The sequence below is a fragment of the Bacillus yunxiaonensis genome, assembly GCF_037104695.1.
GTDB lineage: Bacteria > Bacillota > Bacilli > Bacillales > Bacillaceae_G > Bacillus_A > Bacillus_A yunxiaonensis.
On sequence record NZ_JBAWSV010000001.1, the window covers coordinates 229,334 to 249,562 of the forward strand.

Here is a 20,229-nt window from a genome sequence, read left to right on the forward strand (position 1 = left end):
TTGAAAGTATACGGGATAAAGTGAAGAAAAAGGAAGGAGATTTACTAGAGGGTTGTCGAAGTTTACACATTAACAACATGTTTTTACTTCGAAGGTTATTTTAGAAGAGAGGAGTAAGGGGGATTTTTTAGTTACTGGTTGTGTTTGTGTAAGGAGGGGGATGTAGAGAGAATATTGTTGACTTCCACTTAGTTATTTCTGAAATTTCTTTCTATTTCATTTTTATGCATTTATTTTTATATTCTATAATAATGGCTTTTTAATAGATTCACTGCATAAGCAGAGAGTTCTTTTTTTATGAGGGAAAAGTCGATTTTCTTCATATTTACATATGAGTCGAAGAAACGGGGGAAGCGTCATGCGCGATTACTTAATTAAACCACTTGTTGGTCAACCTTATCCGATGATTTCGCATGGGGAGGGTGTATATTTATATGATCAAAACGGTAATAAATATTTTGATGGTTCGTCAGGAGCAATTACAGCAAGTATCGGACATGGCGTAAAAGAGATTGCAGAAGTTATTAAGCAGCAAGCAGAGGAGATTGCATTTGTATATCGCTCGCAGTTTACGAGTGAGCCGGCAGAGAAGCTTGCGAAGAAGCTGAGCGATTTAAATATGGGGGATTTAAATTGGAGTTTTTTCGTTAATAGTGGTACAGAGGCAAATGAAACGGCAATGAAGATTGCGATTCAACATTTTCAAGAGCGCGGTATTCAAGGGAAAAATAAAATTTTGTCTCGCTGGATGAGTTATCACGGAATTACAATGGGAGCATTATCATTGTCTGGGCATCCACTGCGTAGGCAACGCTTTGTTTCCATGTTGGAAGATTATCCGACATTACCAGCACCGTATTGTTTCCGCTGTCCAGTACAAAAGGTGTATCCGACATGTCAACTTGCATGTGCAACAGAGTTAGAGAGAGCAATTGAACGTATTGGAGCGGAGCATATTGCGGCATTTATTGCTGAGCCAATTATCGGCGCAGCTGGGGGAGCAATTGTACCGCCGAAGGATTATTATAAGGTGATTAAGGATATTTGTGAGCATTATGATATTTTATTTATTGCTGATGAAGTCATGACAGGACTTGGCCGTACCGGTGCATGGTTTGCGATGGAACATTGGGGTGTTCAGCCGGATATTATGACGCTAGGAAAAGGATTAGGAGCTGGCTATACACCGATGGCAGCAACTATGGTAAGTGATCGCGTGATGGAACCGATTATGCGTGGTTCTCGTTCTGTAATGAGTGGACATACATTAAGTGCAAATCCTCTTTCCGCTGCGACAGCTTTAGCGGTGATTGAATATACGGAGAAGCATCGTTTACCAGAAGCGGCTGCTGAAAAAGGAGATTATTTAATCGCAGGACTGCAAAAAGTGCAGCAAGAATCGACAATTATTGCTGATGTACGCGGGAAAGGTTTGATGATTGGAGTAGAATTGCAACCGTTTACAAAGGCGTCTGAACTTATTTCGGTTGCGGCAAAAAATGGTCTTCTTTTATACCAAGCTGTATCAGGACAAGCAGGCAAAGAAGATAGTGCATTGTTAGTTGCACCGCCGCTTACTACTACATATGAAGAGCTTGATGAGTTACTTCATATTTTTGCGAAAAGTGTAGAGGAAATAACTCAAAAAGGAGGGCATAGTATCGTATGACAACTATTACAAACACATTTGGGAAATTAAAAACAGTGCAAGATGTTATGCCATATTTTCATGATGAGATGACACTTATGTTTGGAGGGTTTGGAGGCATCGGCTCTCCCCCCTCTTTAATTCAATCGATTTTAGATAAAGGAATTACCGATTTGCATTTAATCGGTAATGATACTGGTTTTCCTGATGTGGGAATTGGCCGCCTTGTGACAAATGAGCGTGTAAAGTCGTTAATTACATCGCATATCGGTTCAAATCCAAATGCAGGACGGCAATTAAATGAAGGAAGATTACATATTGAATTTTCTCCTCAAGGTACATTAGCAGAACGAATTCGAGCTGGCGGTGTTGGGCTTGGTGGTGTTCTTGTTGATGTTGGGATGGATACGATTGTAGAAGAAGGGAAACGAACTGTTGAAATAAATGGGAAGACATATTTAATTGAGACAGCATTAACAGCGGAAGTGTCCATTGTGTTTGCGAAACAAGCGGATCCTTTTGGTAATCTGGTGTTTGATAAAAGTGCACGCAATATGAATCCACACGTTGCAATGGCTGGGGATATTACGATTGTGGAAGCGGAAGAAATTGTTCCACTTGGGGCACTGGATCCAGAAGAAATTATAACACCTGGTGTATTTGTTGATTATATCGTTCCATCGGGAGGAGTGAATTGGAAATGGGCATGGGAGTAGAGGTTCGTAATAAAATTGCAAAGCGTGCTGCAAAGGAAATTCAAAACGGAATGATTGTTAATTTAGGGATTGGTATTCCATCTCTTGTTCCGAATCATTTGCCAGATGATATGCATGTTATGTTTCATGCGGAAAATGGCATTGTTGGTATGGGGCCGACACCAGCAAAGGGTGAAGAAGATGAGAATCTATGTAATGCGGCTGGATTGCCAACATCGATTATTGCCGGGGCTAGTTATTTTGATAGCAGCATGGCATTTGGGATGATTCGAAAAGGGTTGCTTGATATTACAATTCTTGGGTCATTGCAAGTAAGTGAAAACGGAGATTTAGCAAACTGGATTGTACCAGGTAAGCGTGTACCAGGTATTGGCGGGGCGATGGATTTAGCACAAAAGGCAAAGCGTGTTGTCGTTGTGATGAATCACATTGATAAATATGGGAATGCGAAAATTGTTTCAGAGTGTACACTTCCGCTCACGTCAAAACGATGTGTTGATGTAATTATTACAGACATGGCAGTAATGGAAGTGACACCGGAAGGCTTAGTGCTGCAAGAATTGATGAGTCCGTACACAGTAGAAGATGTAAAAAAATGCACAGAAGCTGCTTTTCATGTGAGTCCATCTTTACTAGTAATTGAATGAAAGGGGATGTAACAATTGGAGCAATATAAAAAACAAGTGTGTGAATATATTGAAATTAATGAAAATATGAGTGTGAAATTATTAAAACGTTTAATCCAAGAGAAAAGTACGAGTGGGGATGAAAGCGGTGCGCAGGCGGTTGTGATTGAAAAATTGCGTGAACTTGGTTTAGATTTGGATATTTGGGAGCCTTCATTTACGAAAATGAAAGATCATCCATATTTCGTTTCACCGCGTACAAACTTTACTGATAGTCCGAATATTGTGGCGACATTAAAGGGAAGCGGCGGCGGAAAGTCGATGATTTTAAATGGGCATATCGATGTTGTGCCTGAAGGAGATTTAAACCAGTGGGATCATCATCCATATGCAGGAGAAAAAGTTGGGAATCGTATATATGGGCGTGGCACAACAGATATGAAAGGCGGTAATGTTGCGCTCATGCTGGCGATGGAAGCCATTATAGAAACGGGAATCCGTTTAAAAGGAGATGTATATTTTCAAAGTGTAATAGAAGAAGAAAGCGGCGGCGCAGGTACGCTTGCGGCAATTTTACGAGGTTACGAGGCGGATGGTGTAATTATCCCAGAGCCGACAAACATGAAATTTTTTCCGAAACAACAAGGTTCAATGTGGTTTCGTTTATTCGTAAAAGGGAAAGCTGCTCATGGTGGTACGCGTTATGAAGGTGTGAGTGCCATTGAGAAAAGTATGCTTGTTGTAGAGTATATGAGAAAGCTAGAAGAAAAACGAAATGAAAGAATTACAGATCCGTTATATAAAGGAATTCCAATTCCAATTCCGATTAATATTGGGAAAATTGAAGGTGGCAGTTGGCCGAGTTCTGTGCCAGATTTTATTACTTTAGAAGGCAGATATGGTGTTGCGCCGAATGAAAGTATGGAGGAAGCAAAAATAGAGTTTGAAAATTGGGTAGGACAATTAAGTAAGGTAGATCCATGGTTTATAGAACACCCGGTAGAAATAGAATGGTTTGGCGCACGTTGGGTTCCGGGCGAATTAGAGGAAAAGCATCCACTTATTACAACGCTGAAGGACAATTTTATGCATATTGAAGACACAGAACCGGTTGTTGAGGCATCGCCATGGGGAACAGATGGTGGTTTATTTACACAAATCGCGAATATTCCAACTATCGTGTTTGGTCCAGGTGAAACGAAAGTTGCCCATTATCCAAATGAATATATTGAAATTGACAAAATGATTGCGGCGGCAAAGATTATCGCATGTACATTACTAGACTGGTGCGAGGTGGACGAATGAAATATTATGAAGAATTTGTAGAACAGACGAAGTACTATACATTAGAATGCTCGTTAGATTATTTTAATAAACGTATTCGTGTTGATCATTATAAAGGAAATGTCGAGCAAGTAATGCGTAAAGTGGAAGAACTCGCAAATTCTCATTCTTTCACTAAATTAATTATAAAAGGAAAAAGAGAGCACGTTTCTGCGTGGCTCTCTCTTGGCTTTATGCTTGAAGCTAGTATTCCGCAATACTTCCAAGGGCATGATGCATTTTTTATGGTGAAATATCGGGATGATGAACGCCGTAATAGTGTGCAGTGGGTGAAGGAAGATGAAATTATAAGTGGTGTAATTGCGAAGAAAGTAATAGAAAAGGAAATACCAGCACAGTTTGTTTTGCGAAAAGCGACAGAACAAGATGCACAGCAGCTTGCGGACGTATTTGGAAAGGTATTTGAGATTTACCCAACACCTTTGAATGAGGCAGACTACATCGTGAAAACGATGAAGGAAGATACGATTTATTATGTGTATGAAATGGAAGGAAAGATTATTAGCACAGCTTCAGCAGAAATGAATGTAAAAGAAGGAAACGCGGAGTTGACAAATTGCGCAACATTACCAGAGTATCGAAAGCATGGATTCATGAAAAGCTTACTTATGAAGTTAGAAGAAGAGCTGCGAGATAGATCTATTTTTTGTTCGTATACAATTGCACGGTCGCTTTCTTTTGGTATGAATGCAGCGTTTTATCAGCTTGGATATACGTACACAGGTAGATTAGCAAATAACTGTTATATTTTCGATAAATTAGAGGATATGAACGTTTGGGTAAAAGATCTATCCCACAGTAACGGGCAATAAGCCCCTTACTGAGGGAAGTTTTACTTTATCCCGCATTAACGGGCAGTAAGACCCCCACCTCAAGATTCAAAGAGAAACGAGGAAGAAAGGTGGGGGATAACTGCCCGTAAAAGCCCGATTGGTTCAACTAACCATCAGTGGGATGAAAAAAACTCCCACTGAGGGAAGTTTTACTTTATCTCGTATTTAATCGACATGACAGAATAGAAATAAAGGTTCGTAAAGAATCAATTTATTCAACTTCCATAAGTTTGGGATGAAAAGCCCTTGCTGATGGGAGTTTCATTTTACCGTTAGGTGCTTAAAATTCGGCACGATAAATGCTGATTTTTTAGCAAAGGAGGGAAATGCGTTGCTGGCGATTTCAACACAAGAAGTGATTGAAGCAATTTTAAGTAGCATTGATGAAGCTATTCATGCAGTGGATGAAAATGGGGTTACGATTTTTTATAACACAGTAGCAGCAAAACATGACGGATCAAATGTAGAAGATGTACTTGGTAAGCATTTATTAGAAGCGTTTCCTTCGCTAACGTCAGAAACGAGTACATTGCTAAAGGTACTGCAAATGAAAAAGCCAATCCAGCATCAAGTGCAGCGATATCAAAATCAAAGTGGGAAAGATGTTTATACGGTAAATACAACGCTTCCGATTTTTATAGAAGGGCGCATTGCTGGTGCTGTTGAGATTGCAAAAGATTACTCTACTATTCAAAAGCTGACGGAAAGTATTGCTGATTTGCAGTCAAAAATGAGGCGATCACCAGCGAAAAAAACACCGTACAAGCATGTAGCATTTGATACGATTATAACGAATGATAAGCGCTTTTTGCAGACGAAACAGCTTGCACACAAGGTTGCTACTACTAATGCGAACGTACTCATTTACGGTGAAACGGGAACGGGAAAAGAGTTATTTGTACAAGCGATACATGAAGCCTCGAATAGAAGGAATAATCCATTTATCGCTCAAAACTGCGCTGCTTTGCCAGAATCATTACTTGAAAGTTTACTGTTTGGAACCACAAAAGGTAGTTATACTGGTGCTATAGAACGTGCAGGTTTATTTGAGCTAGCGGATGGTGGTACGTTATTTTTAGATGAATTAAACTCGATGCCTTTAGATTTACAAGCAAAAATGCTACGAATATTGGAAGATGGTGTCATTCGCCGCATCGGTGATAACAAAACAAGAAAGGTTGATGTACGCGTTATTACAGCAATGAATCAACCACCAGATGAGTGCCTTCGTGAAAATAAAATTCGTACGGATTTATATTATCGATTAAATGTGTTTTCTTTATTTATTCCACCGCTTCGCGAGCGAAAAGAAGATATTTTATTGTTAGTCCCGCACTTTTTGAAGGCTTATAACGAGGAATATAAAAAGCATGTGATTGATATGAATGAAGATGCGAAAAAGCAATTGCTTCAGTATCATTGGCCGGGTAATGTGCGTGAATTAAAGCATATGATAGAACATGCAGTCATTGTTGCAGAAGGGAAAACATTAACGTTATCTTGTTTACCGCGTTCGTTTCGACAAGTGCCGCACCCGCAGATAAAGCCGATATTACCGCTGCGAGAGGCGCTTCATGAAACGGAAAAAGAATTGATTGAACAAGCAATGTTAGAAACGAAAGGCAATGTTCTACAAGCTGCAAAGTTGTTAGGCATTCCAAGACAAACGTTGCAGTATAAATTAAATAAAAATGCGAAAGCTGCCGAATAATTGGCAGCTTTTGTGCATTTGCACCAATAAATAAGTGCTCTCATATATAGAAAATAAAAGAAAATTCAGTTTTTTGAGAATTATTTTTTATTTAATTTTCGTATAAAACAATATTTTTATAGTAAAGAAACGTGTAATAGCAAGGTTGTACTAGTAGAGATAAATAGAAATTTAGATTTAATAGTTATAATTGGCATGATTATTGCTTTAATAAATAGCGAGCGTTTGAAAAAAAGGGGGAATTGCAATGTTACACGACGTATATAAACCAGAACGTCATTGGAAAGAGATTGAATTATGGAAAGATGTTACAGATGAACAATGGAATGATTGGATTTGGCAATTAACAAATACAATTAAAACATTAGATGATTTAAAGAAAGTCATCAATTTAACACCGGAAGAAGAAGAAGGTGTTAAAATTTCAACAAAAACAATCCCATTAAACATTACACCATACTATGCATCTCTTATGAATCCAGATGATCCACGTTGTCCGATTCGTATGCAATCTGTACCGATTTCAGAGGAGTTATATAAAACGAAGTATGATTTAGAAGATCCGCTTCATGAAGATGAAGATTCACCAGTTCCAGGATTAACACATCGTTATCCAGACCGTGTTCTTTTCTTAGTAACAAACCAATGTTCTATGTATTGTCGCTATTGTACACGCCGTCGTTTTAGTGGACAAATTGGAATGGGTGTTCCGAAGAAGCAATTAGACGATGCAATTGCGTATATTCGCGAAACGCCGCAAGTACGCGACGTCTTAATCTCTGGCGGTGATGGTCTTCTTATTAACGATAATATTGTAGAGTACATTTTAAAGAATTTACGTGCAATTCCGCATGTGGAAATTATCCGTATTGGAACGAGAGCTCCTGTTGTGTTTCCACAGCGTATTACAGAAAATCTTTGCAATATTCTTAAGAAATATCATCCAGTTTGGTTAAATACACACTTTAATACTTCTATTGAGATCACGGAAGAATCAAAACTTGCTTGTGAAATGCTTGCAAATGCAGGTGTGCCACTTGGTAACCAAGCTGTTATTTTAGCAGGTATTAATGATAGCGTACCGATTATGAAAAAATTGATGCATGATTTAGTAAAAATTCGCGTGCGTCCTTACTATATTTATCAATGTGACTTATCAGAAGGAATTGGTCATTTCCGCGCACCAGTTTCCAAAGGTCTTGAAATTATTGAAGGGTTACGTGGACATACGTCTGGTTATGCAGTTCCAACATTTGTTGTAGATGCACCGGGCGGCGGTGGTAAAATTGCCGTTCAGCCAAACTACATTATTTCACAAAGTGCTGATAAAGTTGTTCTTCGTAACTTTGAAGGTGTAATTACAACGTATCCAGAGCCAGAGAATTATGTGGCAGGCAGAGCGGAAGGATACTTTAAAGAAATTTATCCAACTTACGAAGAAAAACGTTCTGATGTTGGAATCGCAGGGCTGATGAGCGATAAGAAGTTTAACCTTGTACCAGAAGGCTTGCAGCGTATGAATCGCCGAAAAGATTACGAAACAAATACAGAACATGCTTCATTAAAAGATAAACGTGACAAGCGTGACCAGTTGAAGGATAAAAAATATCAATCGCAAATGGCAAAACTAAATGAGAGCACAAAAACTGAGGGAGATGCAGTATGAGGTGTATGTGGTGTGAAGGTGAGGAAGCAACTGAGAGTGTAAACACTGTGTACTGGGAATTACCAGATGGAACACAAACAGTTATAATTCAAGAAACACCTTGTATCGCATGTCCAAATTGTGGAATGCAGTATCAATCAGAGAATATTGTGAAAGAAATTGAAGATCAGCTCTTTTTGATTTATACGAAAGATTTGCCAAAACAAGTTACTTATACAGAGCTTATGGAGCGTCCGCGTTTACTAAAGCGAAATTATTTTGATTTTTAACCGGCATTTTTATGCTGGTTTTTTTCTTGTTGGCCTTGTATAATGTAGCCAAGTTAGAAAGGCAGGGAATATTGTTGAAAAAGTCATTTTATCACTATATGATGAAGCATCGTGCTTCTTTACTGAAAGATGAACTATCAGACTTGGCAGAAACAATGTATGAAGATCATAGTTTTCCAAAACAGTCGGAGGATTATGATGAGATTAGTTCATATTTAGAGCTGAGCGGTTCATTGGAAAGTATGACCATTTTTGATCGTGCATGGGAATTATATATGCAAGAACGATAGAGTGAAGTGTCTATTCGTAGGTCATTTTATCACTAATCATTTTCAATTTGTGTTATGTACACTCCAATAGCGGAGTGTATTTTTTTATCCTGTATTAACGGGTAGTAAGACCCCCACTGATGGAAGTTTCACTTTATAAAAAAATATTCAATTATACAAACTCATGTGATAAGCGTTTTCGTAGTGAGCCGCATATACTGTTAGCGTCACATACTTAAAATCACGACTTAAAAAGGAGAGAGAGAAATGATGAGAAAAAAGCAGCCAAAATATAATATAGGAGATATAGTCGTGATTACGTTATATGGTACGGTCGGTAAAGTTACAAATATAAAAATGCTAGACGGTGTTTATGTATATGAAGTGAACAATCACGATGGTTTTTATGTAGAACATACATTGCAGCTTGTGACAGAACAAGAGATGAAAGATGGCGAATCAGAATGGATTGAACTGCGCTATAAATTTACATTTGGCGATCTTGTTCAAGTAACAGGCTATGAAAAAGATGTATTTCGCGTTGTCGGATACCGGACGGAAGTATGGCGTTATAAAAATGATGCTTGGGAAGACACGATTTATGAATTATCACGTATTACTGATGGCGAGTGGCTAGAAGCAGATGAATCAGATTTGACACTTATTGCGAATGCACAAACAGCAAACGTAATTTTAAAGAAGATAAAACAAGATAAGGCGGGAATGAATAAGCTTGATCTAGGTAAATTAAAGTCTATTAATAACTCGAAAAAAGTAAGTATAAAAACGAATCGAAAAGAAATTATCGACGGTTTATTAGATATTTTTAATGATTACAGAACATTATATGAAACATTTCAAGATGAAGAATATAAGATTGTGATGGAAGTTGTACGTAACTATTTAATCAAATTATCTGAGAAAAAATAATCTAGAAAGAGAGAAGGAATTGAAAGAAAATATAAGCTGTATATGGTATGCCTACAATTGTTAAAAAGATAATAAATATAGAAATAAGCTTGTCCACCCATTCGTCCTCATGTATGAACTCTCCTTTTGCATGCATCATTTCTTCTTCATATTTCATTGTGTTTTCCTCCTTTATATAGCTTGTACTACATCCTATGCAAAAGTTTCTCTGCATATAACCTACATATCTAGTATAAAAAGAAAAATGTTTTTCTATTCTTATACATAATTTCTATTTTTCTTCATAAAACAGAATTAAAGGAGTGATGCTCATGAAGGAAATAGAGGTCGTGATTGATACGGAAGAAATTGCGGAATTTTTTTATGAGCAATTAATTGTGAGAGGGTATGTACCAAAGCGCGAAGAAATTGAAGATCTTGCGGATATTGCATTCGATTATTTGTTAGAGAAATGTATGATTGATGAAATATTTGACGAAGATGATGAATGAAAGTAACGACGGGATAGACTCGTCGTTTTTTATATCGTACATGGCTTGTCCATGTTTATCCCGCTATTCGTGAGCAGTAAAATCCCCACCTTAATGTTCTGAGAGAAGTGAAGAAGATAGGTGGGGGATAACTGCCCGTAAAAGCCTGATTAGTTCAACTAACCATTAGTAGGGGATGAAGAAAATCCTCAACTGATGGAAGCTTCACTTTTAAGACAGCAATAACTATATCGTGTTGTATTTGGTATAATAAAAGTGAAAACTTTCTAAAGAGGTGAAGAAATGTTTAAAAAAATTATTGATTCTTTGCTAGGAAATAAGCATAAGTATCGCTCATACTCCAGTAGTGATTATCGTCATAGACATCGTTCTTATTCTAGCAGCGATTATCATAAGCGTCGTCCATCTCATGAGTATGGGCATCACCATTACAAAAGAAAACATAAAAGCCACAGTTTTTTCTCTAGTAGCTGATGATTTTTCGTAAAATATTGACATGGTTTGATCGACCACTGCCCATGGATACCGTCGTTGCACAGCGGTATCAAATTAAGAGTATTCTCGGTATGGGAAGTTATGGTTTTACATATCTTGTTACTGACATGCTGTCTAGTGAGAAAAAAGTATTAAAACAGCTTCGAAAAAGTAAGCAAAGGTATGCATCAGGAAGGAAATCGTTCGCATATGAGCAAACCATTTTACAGCAGTTAGAGCACCATGCAATTCCTCGTTTCTTTCATAGTTTTATATGGAGAAAAGAACCATTTTTTGTGATGGAGGAAATGTGTGGGAAAACATTTGAGGATTTTATTTTTCGAGATGGAGAAGTATATACGGAGAAAGAAACTTTTCTTATTTTATATAAGGTGCTTCATGTGGTTTCATATTTTCATAGTCAAGGTATCGTTCATCGTGATTTACGAATTCCTAACATTTTAATGAGAGATGATGATATATCTATCATTGATTTTGGATTAGCTCGATTTATTGGTGAAAGTGATGAGCGCGCTCAGTATTATAAAGGTGAACAAGCATATATGCGTGAAATTCAGTATCGTAGTGATTTTTATGCCTTAGGTCATTTTGTTTTGTTTTTGTTGTATTCTAGTTATGAATCTTCAAAAGAAGAACAGCCTTGGTATAAAGAATTAACATTATCAGTAAATAGTTGTGATGTAATTATGCGGATGCTGCAAATGAAAGAGCCTTATTATGAAAATGTACAAGAGCTAATAGAAGATGTGCGTTGTATAATAGAAAGGATGGGGAATACATGTTTCAAAAGTTTTTAGCAAGCGTTGGCATTGGTAGTGCAAAAGTTGATACTGTATTAACACAAGAGGAATGGCTAATTGGGGAAGAAATTACAGGGGTTGTACATATTACTGGTGGATCGGTAGAACAAGAAATTGATAGTATTTATTTAACATTATCTACAACATATATTCGTGAAGTGGATGATAAAAAAATGAGTTCAACATATGATTTAAAGAAAGTTCGTTTAACAACTCCAATTACAATTGGAATAAATGAAAAACGAGAAATCCCATTTTCTTTTCCAATGCCGATTGAAGTACCATTAACATTTGGTATGAAAACCGTTTGGGTGCATACTGGTTTGGATATTAAACGCAGCATTGATCCGAGTGACCGTGATTATATTCAAGTACTCCCTAATATATTGTTGAAAAGTGTATTAGATGCAGTCCAAAATCTTGGATTTCGTCTTCGCCAAGCGGAATGTGAAGAACTTCCATATCGTTTGCGTGATCATGTACCATTTGCACAAGAGTTTGAATTTGTTCCTGTATCCGGACAATATTACGGAAAGCTTGATGAATTAGAGCTCCTTATCATACCGCGCTCGTACGATAGTCTAGAAATTATGATGGAAGTAGACCGTAAAGCACGAGGCCTTGCTGGATTATTGGCTGAAGCTCTAGATATGGACGAAAAAGTTTTACGTTTCACAGTGAAACGTGAAGATATTCCGGTAATGCAGCAAAAAATTAACAATTATATTTCTCGATAATGCATGCATAAAAAAGAAATGGAGAGGGAAAATAAAACATCCCCTCCATTTCTATATAGTGAGGTTATGCAGATGAAGAGATATCGACATTTATATACGTTACTATTTGTTTTGCTCATTTGCTTTATCGTGTTGTCTTTTTCTTATCAAACATCTTTCATTGATCAGCTTGATCATGCAGTGAGTAATTATATACAAAGTTTTCGTAATGAAAATCTTACTTCTTACTTTATATGGATGTCTTATATTGGATCAAAAAAGGTATATTTTCCTGTATTGTTTATTCTGCTTATGTATTTTTTGATTCGAAGACGCTACATGACAGCGATCTTGTTAATGATAAATTTTTACGGTTCACGCCATATGAACTATATGTTAAAACTATGGTATGAACGACCAAGACCTGATATATCACAACTTGTTACTGCGACAGGTTACAGTTTTCCGAGCGGACATTCGATGAATGCTGTTGCATTTCTTGGGTTTATTGCATACATTACGATTACCGAACATCGTATACAATTGCATCAAAAAATATTAATTATTTTCATTGCTTGTTTTCTTATTTTTTCAATTTCTATCAGTCGTATATATCTAGGTGTACATTATCCGTCTGATATTTTAGCAGGTTGGGCTGCTGGAGGAAGTTGGCTTATTTTGTGTATCATGTTTCATCAAACATTTATCCCGCACTCAGTGGATAGTAAATCTTCTGTATCAAGATAGTAAGTAATCGCTGAAGGTAATGATGGAAGATTTACTTTATGCAAAAAGAACCTATAAATTATTATCAAGACCTAAAAGCTAAAAATCCTAAAAAAATAAAGGTGAGCGCATATTAGTCATGTATAATATGTACTCACCTTTATTTTCTTGTTCAAAGCACCCGTTAGTCACTCATGGAACATGGAATAAAGTGTGGTATTGATTTAAAATAAAGTTTGATAATTTATAAAAGAGATTGATAAAACCCTGTATTAATATAAGGTTTTTCTTTTGCCCCTTAAATTTCAGTTGTATTGTTCAATTAAAGGGCCAGATTGTTGAGGAAACAGGAATAATAAGAATACTCAAAAGATTGTTTGTGAAGTGTTACACTTAAACTAACGGGCAGTTTAGCTTAAGTACATTTTTTCACAAATTTAAAGGGGAAAATTTCCCCATTTTTTATACCAGCTTAACGTTGATTCGGGAATATTGAACTTCGCTACCTGCTAATTGAATTCTACTTCATCTGGAGACCTTTAAATTAAAATGTTTCCTTTCTTCTGACAGACTTATTAAATTTCGAAAACAATCAATTCAATCATCTTTTCGTATAGAAAAACTTATTAAGAAACATGCACTAGAAAAAATATAAATCATATATAGGAGATATCCCGTTTGAATGCTTGAGGAGGATATTATGAAACCTATGTTACCTAGTGAAAAATATTTCGGTAATTTAGAACTAGTTTATGCATTTTATGGGGCTATGCCTACAGGTGTTACTGTTTCAGAAACCGGTCGTATTTTCATTTGCTTTCCGAAATGGGGAGACGATGTTAAATTTACGGTGGCGGAAATTTTTGAGGATAAATTGCAGCCTTATCCTAATTTACAAACCAATTTGGTTAACCCCGAGAATATCCCAATGACTTTCATCAGTGTCCAAAGTGTAGTTGCTGATGGAGGGGGAACGCTTTGGATATTAGATACAGCGGCACCCAATTTTTCTGAACCTATTAAAGGGGGGGCAAAATTAGTCGCTGTTGATTTAGAAACCAATACAATAAGAAAAGTATATACCTTTACAGAAGATGTTGTCCTGCCTACAACTTATCTGAATGATGTCCGTTTTGATTTTCGTGTTGGAAAAGCAGGTTATGCCTATATAACGGATTCTTCTTCAAGAGGATCAGGAGCTATTATCGTCGTAGATTTATCAAATGGAAACGCGTTTAGACGGTTAAATGGAGCAAATTCAACTTCACCCGATCCCTATTTTTTACCGAAAGTAGAAGGTCAAATTTTAATGAATCGAAACAAAGACGGTTCAACTTCTCCATTTAGATTGGCGTCTGATAGTCTTGCGATTTCTCCCGATGGAAAGATATTATTTTTTGCTCCACTAACCAGTCGGCATTTGTTCTCGATCTCAACAGAAGCCCTGAGAGACAGAACGATACCGGACATGAATTTACCTTATCATGTGGAGTATTGGGGAGAAAAAGGTGCGTCTGATGGAATGATCACCGATGCAAAGGGAACTGTTTATGCTGGAGATTATGAAAACAACAGTATCCGTAAGATATTGCCAAATGGCATAATGGAAACTATCGCACATGATCCGAGAATTTTGTGGCCGGATACTTTTTCAATTGGTCCGGATCAATATTTGTATGTCATTGTGAACCAATTACATCGACAGCCTAGATTTCATTATGGAAAAGACTTACGACAGAAACCTTATAGTTTACTTCGTATCAAAATTGATGAATTTCCTGCTCCGACCTTTTCATAATAAAAATAGTCAATTAATTGTTTTCATTCTATTATGTATAAAAAAAGAAGATTTATGCTCTATATTGAACATAATATCCTCTTTTAATTATAGTATGTTTAAGTGAGCATAGGTTCTTTTTGCATAGGTTCCACATGAATATGTGTGTACCAAATATTATGATTATGTTGCAACTTTTCTTCAATTTCATCGGTAATACGATGACTTTCACTTACATCCATGTGTGCATTTACTTCAATTGTGATGTCAACATAAGTTTGATTTCCATACATTCGTGCTCGAATATCCACAATGTGTTCAACGCCTGCAACTGTTTTTACTGTTTCAACGTATTTCTCCATTTTGTCTGGGTCAATACCGTCTGTTAGCATATGTGATGCTTCTTTAAAAATATCCCATGCAGTTTTACAAATAATGATACCAACGATAAGTGCCGCAATTGGATCAAGAAGTGGCATCTGAAACTGTGAACCAAAAATACCAACAACTGCCCCAAGACTTACGAGTACATCAGATAAATTATCTTTCGCTGCAGCTTCCAGAGCTTTACTTTTTGTTTGTTTTGCAATTTTACGATTATATATGTATACGCTATACATGACAGCAGCGCAAAATAAATCAACCCAAGCTGCAAGTAAACTAGGTGTTGTTTGTTCTTCTTTGAAAAAAGATTGAACAGCATTCACAATAACTTCTAATCCGACAGTCATCATGATAAATGACGCGACGAGTGATGCAATTTGTTCAGCCCGTGAATGACCATAGGGGTGATCGAGATCGCGAGGCTTTCGGGAAATTTTTAATCCAATTAAAACAGCTAGTGATGCTCCAATATCGGTTAAATTATTTAGACCATCTGCACGTAATGCGCTAGAAACAGCTATGTAGCTTATTACAATCTTAATAGTTGACAAAAAAATATATGCAACAATGCTGAGCATTGCTCCTCTATCAGCAGCTTTGTTAGAAAGTGACTCCATACCTTTCACTCACCTTTCTTTCAAGGAATCTCTACGTATAAGCGTATCAAATGAAAGTCGTGTGGGTCTATACAAACATTGTTGTGTACTTTTAGCTTTTTAAGGAAGAGAGAACATTGTTTCGTAAGGGCAAAAAAAGGTCGCTCGTAAAAAACAGAAAAAAAACGCTTAGATATATTTAAGCAAAATAAACATAGAAAAAGTCGATTTCCTGTAAATTGAGGTAATCGACTTTTTGTGGTTAAGTACCAAAAATCTCATCGAACTAAAATAAGGAACTTTGTTTTTAGGTATGAGTTTTGGTGCCGAATATGATTAGGTTTTTAAAAATTTTGTTAAAGATCTATTAGAGTACAATAAATTCTTGCAGAAAAAATGAAATAATTACACGTTAAGAATGTTTTTAAATGTAGAAAAGGTCGCTTAATGAATTTGTCATTAGCGGAATTAAAACAACTATTCTGCTTTATCAAAATTAGTAGAACATGAATCCTTTGTAAAGGGAAAGTGTAATACAAAATTTTTTGAAAAAAATCATATAATATTCGAACCAATTTGTCCATTTATACGTTTACATAAAATGAAGGGATAAAAATTCAGATACGATTACAAAAGGAGGGAATCAAAAAACGTATAGGGTATATACAGAGATTCAAATGTCCTGTTTACCTGCCGAGCTTGCGTGGTCCTATGGGGTTTATTCGCGTATCTTGAAAATTTATCATACAAAAAATTTTTTAACGAGGTGAAGAAATGTTAAGAAAAATGAAATTTAAAGTTGTATTGGTTGTAGCTTTGATATTTGTTGTTCTTCTTCCGACTGCCATTTTTGCCTCATTTACTGAAAACAAAAGCCCTATGGCAGAGGAGAGCTTCGATGGCAGCATCACGAATAACTCTCTCGCTATAAGTCCCGATGAGCAGATAGCGATTGTTTCAGATAGTCGCGAACGATCCATCCGTATCTATGACCTTGCTAAAGGTACTTTACGCAAGGAAATCAATGGCTTTGTCACACCGAGAAACATCGTGTTTGTTGACAATGGCTCAGAGTTCGTTGTCTCGGACAGCACGCTCGGCACTTTGCGCTTCTACAACACAAAAAGCTTAACTTTAAAAGATGAGGTCGTGGTCGGTCCCGGTGCATTCGGCACCGCCGTCAGCCCTGATGGAAAGACATTGTACGTGAACAATCAGGCGCACAGCTCTGTAACCATCGTGGACCTTGAGAAACGTAAACCGACTGCGGTCATCACTGGTTTCGCTCAACCGCGCCAAGGTATTAAAGTCTCTCCGGACGGAAAATATGTGTTTGTAACAAACTTTAAAGGAGATAAGGTGTCCGTAGTTGATGCAGCCACTAAGAACATCGTACGTGAGATTACTGGTTTCTCTATGATTCGTGGAATCTCCGTGAGTGCTGATGGTCAAACAATGTATGCCGCAAACAGCGGTCGTGACAGCATTTCTGTGGTGAACATCTCTCAAGGACAAATCATCAACGAGGTAAAAGTTGGACGTGAGCCATACGGTGCAGGTTTGTCGCCTGATGGTAAACTGCTTTTTGCAAGCAGCAAGGCAGACAATACGATCGATGTGATCGATGTCTCTGACAACCATGTCATTAAGACAATCAGCGGTTTCACAGAGCCCCGGCAAGCCATTGTCTTTAACCAGGATGGAGAACGCGCTTATGTCCTTAATCGAGATCTTTCCATTACCCGTGTGAATGTAAAAACCCTTTCCATAACCGATACGATCAGTGAAAAGTCAAACAAATACAAGCTTCAAGTGTTAGAATCGGACGGAATCGGAAAATATTTAGCAGACGATAAAGGAATGACACTTTATTACTTCACAAAGGATGAACCAGGAGTAAGTAATTGTAAAGGTAAATGTTCTGAAATTTGGCCTTCATTCCATGCAGAAAATATAGTAGCTCCTAGTGGATTTAACAAAAGCGATTTTGGAACTATCACAAGAGAAGATGGACAGAAGCAAACAACGTATAAAGGCCATCCTCTTTATTACTTTAATAAAGATAAGCAGGTCGGTGATATAAATGGACAAGGTGTAAATAATGTCTGGTATGTTTTGACTAAAAAGATTTTTGAGAAATAAACAATAGCTTCAAGTGATATAATTCGTATAAGTAAAAACCTCTTCGATATCAAAAAGAAGAGGTTTTTGCTTATATGCTATTCATATTATTTTAATATACTTCTAAAAACTCAGTAACTTGTTCTTCTGTCTTTGCATTTGCGCTATGTAAATGGCCAAGTTTTTCACCGTTTTGATACACTAATAAACTTGGGATTCCCATTACTTGATATTCTTCAGCAATGCTTGGGAACTCATCTTTATTAATAGAATACCATTCAAATTTATTGAACTCTTCCATTACGTCATCGATAAAGTTATCCATACGTACACAATCTGGGCACCATGTTGTGAAGAATTTAACTACTACTGGATTTTCCTTTGCGATAAGATCACGAAACTCTTGTTCAGATTTGATTTCTTTCATGGTTTTGACTCCTTTCAATGTCACACGAATTTGCTAGTATTTTTATGCAAAACTCGTATTTGCAAACAATAGATTGTTTGCAAAATCTTCTACAGCTTTTTCTTGAAGACCTGGCACAACGTGAGAGTAGGTATCTAATGTGATGCCTATTCTTTTATGTCCTAATTACACACTCATAATCTTCGGATGAATACCTTGTTTTAGCATTAAAGTTGCATGGTTATGCCGAAGATTAGGGAAACGAATAATAGGTACTTCACTTTTCTTTATAAGCCTTTTCTACAAATGTGTCAAACTTTTGAAATTGCAGAGATTCCTGTTAAAGATAAGACGCACTAATTCAAAGTATAGCGTTTCTTTTCCTCTTGTATTTTTTCATAATGTTTTTCCAGTGCTTGTAATGTTATTTCATGAGTAGAAATTAATTGTTTACCAATGGAATATTGAAATTCATTCAGGAGGAAGGTGAAGATTGTACAAGTAATTAAAAATTAGGCTCAAATAAAAAATATCATTATTGTAGTCAGTCCAGATAAAACTGAAAAGATAGAAAATATGATTTTAAGCTTCTGGCGCTCTTTTTCATCTTTTGTAGAAGTAGAGATATATTTTCTAATTCCAAATGCTAATATCCAAATTCCACATATTAATACAAATGTACTATAGAAAAGATGGGGATTAGGAAATGTAGTGGCATTAATAGCTGATAGAAGTAATATTTTAATTGAAAAATAACATTGGATTGTGAAGAGGAAAGAGTATATAAGAGCGATTATCCATTTATTCATTTTCGTTAGCTCCTTTCCTTTTAATTTAATAGTAATTTTATTCCAATTTAAAACGTTATATCATCAAACGAATTTTGTTTCGGGTATATTTAAAACTTAACAAAATAATACTTTTGTACACCATGAGTCAAATATGATGCAAAGAGAGTAAGATAACGCATTCGTTGATTGGAAATCTTTTGTAGGATATTCTAAATATATAAATGCAGGTGGAATACTTTTTAAAGGAGAGGATTACTTTATGTTAGGAAAATGGATGAATAAAGTAAGAGAACCTAAATGTATACACAAATATAAATTCATTAAAACTCAGGATAGTGAAAATTTTAAAACAGGGCAGATAGGGACAGCTAGTTTTTATAAGTGTGAAAAGTGTGGAAAAGAAAAGATTGAATATAAATATAACAGTGATATAAATAGTGACCTTTGGAATATATAAAATAACTTGTTTAAAGAAACGGAGATTTACTAATAGAAAAGAGTCAACGAGATAAAAGAGCAAGACGTGAACGTGAATTTGCTAGTTTGATTGGAGGTTCTCGTGTGCCGCTTTCTGGGGCGGTTGACGGGTACTCTAATGATGTGAAGGGATTTGTCTTGATTGGGAAGTAAAGGCTAGAAAAGATGGATTCAAGACTCTGTACAATTGGTTGGAAGATGACCGAGAACGGCCTGATGCATTAGCGATCAAGACGGATAGAAAACCGTGGTTGGTGGTTATGCCGTTGGATACATTTTTGAAGATGGTGAAATAAACTTTTTAATGAGAAGGTGAGGGATCAATGGGAAAGATTAAGCCCTTGGTGTTAAATGAAAGTGTAGATAAAACTTTTGTGAAACTTTTATCGGAAAATTGGCAAGAAAACTCCATCTTCAAAACGTGTAGGGCATAGCCC

The 20,229-nt window shown here is 36.5% G+C and carries 22 protein-coding genes and 2 pseudogenes; 19 read left to right on the forward strand and 5 right to left on the reverse strand.

Annotation, left to right across the window (positions count from 1 at the left end; all coding sequences use genetic code 11):
* Positions 1-358: 358 nt before the first annotated feature.
* The 10 genes from WAX78_RS01170 to WAX78_RS01215 all read left to right on the forward strand — a co-directional run bounded on the left by WAX78_RS01170 (position 359) and on the right by WAX78_RS01215 (position 10,012).
* Complete coding sequence (locus WAX78_RS01170; RefSeq protein WP_336480484.1) at positions 359-1,669, forward strand: aspartate aminotransferase family protein; 1,311 nt, start codon at positions 359-361, stop codon at positions 1,667-1,669.
* A complete protein-coding gene (locus WAX78_RS01175) occupies positions 1,666-2,364 on the forward strand; it encodes a CoA transferase subunit A (protein ID WP_336480485.1) in 699 nt (232 codons plus the stop codon). Before WAX78_RS01170 ends, WAX78_RS01175 begins: the two co-directional genes overlap by 4 nt.
* Positions 2,349-3,011, forward strand: coding sequence for a CoA transferase subunit B (locus WAX78_RS01180; protein ID WP_336481329.1), 663 nt, complete (start codon positions 2,349-2,351; stop codon positions 3,009-3,011). Before WAX78_RS01175 ends, WAX78_RS01180 begins: the two co-directional genes overlap by 16 nt.
* Before the next feature lie 15 nt (positions 3,012-3,026).
* Positions 3,027-4,295: a peptidase gene (locus WAX78_RS01185; protein ID WP_336480486.1), complete on the forward strand. Its 1,269-nt coding sequence runs from the start codon at positions 3,027-3,029 to the stop codon at positions 4,293-4,295.
* Entirely contained in the window at positions 4,292-5,146 is an 855-nt protein-coding gene (ablB, locus tag WAX78_RS01190) for a putative beta-lysine N-acetyltransferase (protein WP_336480487.1), read from the forward strand. The genes WAX78_RS01185 and ablB overlap by 4 nt, the downstream gene beginning before the upstream one ends.
* A 352-nt stretch (positions 5,147-5,498) precedes the next feature.
* Positions 5,499-6,878 (forward strand): sigma-54 interaction domain-containing protein, encoded by a 1,380-nt coding sequence (locus WAX78_RS01195; protein ID WP_336480488.1) that lies wholly within the window; start codon positions 5,499-5,501, stop codon positions 6,876-6,878.
* 247 nt (positions 6,879-7,125) lie between these two features.
* Positions 7,126-8,544, forward strand: a complete 1,419-nt coding sequence (gene kamA / locus WAX78_RS01200; RefSeq protein WP_336480489.1) for a lysine 2,3-aminomutase — start codon at positions 7,126-7,128, stop codon at positions 8,542-8,544.
* A complete protein-coding gene (locus WAX78_RS01205) occupies positions 8,541-8,813 on the forward strand; it encodes a YokU family protein (RefSeq protein ID WP_336480490.1) in 273 nt (90 codons plus the stop codon). Before kamA ends, WAX78_RS01205 begins: the two co-directional genes overlap by 4 nt.
* Positions 8,814-8,887: 74 nt before the next feature.
* On the forward strand, positions 8,888-9,103 hold the full coding sequence (locus WAX78_RS01210) for a YozE family protein (RefSeq protein WP_336480491.1): 216 nt from the start codon (positions 8,888-8,890) through the stop codon (positions 9,101-9,103).
* A gap of 246 nt (positions 9,104-9,349) precedes the next feature.
* Entirely contained in the window at positions 9,350-10,012 is a 663-nt protein-coding gene (locus tag WAX78_RS01215; protein WP_336480492.1) for a hypothetical protein, read from the forward strand.
* A gap of 1 nt (position 10,013) precedes the next feature.
* On the opposite strand, the gene WAX78_RS01220 is transcribed toward WAX78_RS01215, so the two are convergent.
* Complete coding sequence (locus WAX78_RS01220) at positions 10,014-10,169, reverse strand: DUF3930 family protein (protein ID WP_336480493.1); 156 nt, start codon at positions 10,167-10,169, stop codon at positions 10,014-10,016.
* A 154-nt stretch (positions 10,170-10,323) separates the two neighbouring features.
* Between WAX78_RS01220 and WAX78_RS01225 the strand changes: the two genes are divergently transcribed.
* From WAX78_RS01225 to WAX78_RS01250, 6 genes are all read left to right on the forward strand, one after another.
* Positions 10,324-10,503, forward strand: a complete 180-nt coding sequence (locus WAX78_RS01225) for a YozD family protein (RefSeq protein ID WP_098307290.1) — start codon at positions 10,324-10,326, stop codon at positions 10,501-10,503.
* A 282-nt stretch (positions 10,504-10,785) separates the two neighbouring features.
* The gene (locus tag WAX78_RS01230; protein ID WP_336480494.1) at positions 10,786-10,977 is read left to right on the forward strand and encodes a hypothetical protein; all 192 of its coding nucleotides are present in this window, start codon (positions 10,786-10,788) and stop codon (positions 10,975-10,977) included.
* Complete coding sequence (locus WAX78_RS01235; RefSeq protein ID WP_336480495.1) at positions 10,977-11,795, forward strand: serine/threonine protein kinase; 819 nt, start codon at positions 10,977-10,979, stop codon at positions 11,793-11,795. Before WAX78_RS01230 ends, WAX78_RS01235 begins: the two co-directional genes overlap by 1 nt.
* Complete coding sequence (locus WAX78_RS01240; protein WP_336480496.1) at positions 11,777-12,535, forward strand: sporulation protein; 759 nt, start codon at positions 11,777-11,779, stop codon at positions 12,533-12,535. Before WAX78_RS01235 ends, WAX78_RS01240 begins: the two co-directional genes overlap by 19 nt.
* Positions 12,536-12,607: 72 nt before the next feature.
* Positions 12,608-13,261, forward strand: coding sequence for a phosphatase PAP2 family protein (locus tag WAX78_RS01245; protein WP_336480497.1), 654 nt, complete (start codon positions 12,608-12,610; stop codon positions 13,259-13,261).
* A gap of 679 nt (positions 13,262-13,940) precedes the next feature.
* Complete coding sequence (locus WAX78_RS01250) at positions 13,941-15,038, forward strand: L-dopachrome tautomerase-related protein (protein WP_336480498.1); 1,098 nt, start codon at positions 13,941-13,943, stop codon at positions 15,036-15,038.
* 98 nt (positions 15,039-15,136) lie between these two features.
* On the opposite strand, the gene WAX78_RS01255 is transcribed toward WAX78_RS01250, so the two are convergent.
* Entirely contained in the window at positions 15,137-16,018 is an 882-nt protein-coding gene (locus tag WAX78_RS01255) for a cation diffusion facilitator family transporter (protein WP_336480499.1), read from the reverse strand.
* A 753-nt stretch (positions 16,019-16,771) separates the two neighbouring features.
* Here WAX78_RS01255 and WAX78_RS01260 point away from each other — a divergent pair.
* Positions 16,772-18,139, forward strand: a complete 1,368-nt coding sequence (locus tag WAX78_RS01260) for a beta-propeller fold lactonase family protein (RefSeq protein ID WP_336480500.1) — start codon at positions 16,772-16,774, stop codon at positions 18,137-18,139.
* 91 nt (positions 18,140-18,230) lie between these two features.
* On the opposite strand, the gene WAX78_RS01265 is transcribed toward WAX78_RS01260, so the two are convergent.
* The 3 genes and pseudogenes from WAX78_RS01265 to WAX78_RS01275 form a co-directional block, all read right to left on the reverse strand.
* Positions 18,231-18,545 (reverse strand): thioredoxin family protein, encoded by a 315-nt coding sequence (locus WAX78_RS01265; protein WP_098307302.1) that lies wholly within the window; start codon positions 18,543-18,545, stop codon positions 18,231-18,233.
* Between the two features lie 42 nt (positions 18,546-18,587).
* Positions 18,588-18,967: pseudogene (locus WAX78_RS01270) on the reverse strand (tyrosine-type recombinase/integrase).
* 75 nt (positions 18,968-19,042) lie between these two features.
* Positions 19,043-19,333 (reverse strand): DUF308 domain-containing protein, encoded by a 291-nt coding sequence (locus WAX78_RS01275; protein WP_336480501.1) that lies wholly within the window; start codon positions 19,331-19,333, stop codon positions 19,043-19,045.
* A gap of 241 nt (positions 19,334-19,574) precedes the next feature.
* On the opposite strand from WAX78_RS01275, the gene WAX78_RS01280 reads away from it, so the two are divergent.
* Positions 19,575-19,772 carry a hypothetical protein gene (locus tag WAX78_RS01280; protein WP_336480502.1) on the forward strand — a complete coding sequence of 66 codons (198 nt, stop codon included), beginning with the start codon at positions 19,575-19,577 and terminating at the stop codon, positions 19,770-19,772.
* Between the two features lie 32 nt (positions 19,773-19,804).
* Positions 19,805-20,088: pseudogene (locus WAX78_RS01285) on the forward strand (hypothetical protein).
* Positions 20,089-20,229: the final 141 nt, after the last annotated feature.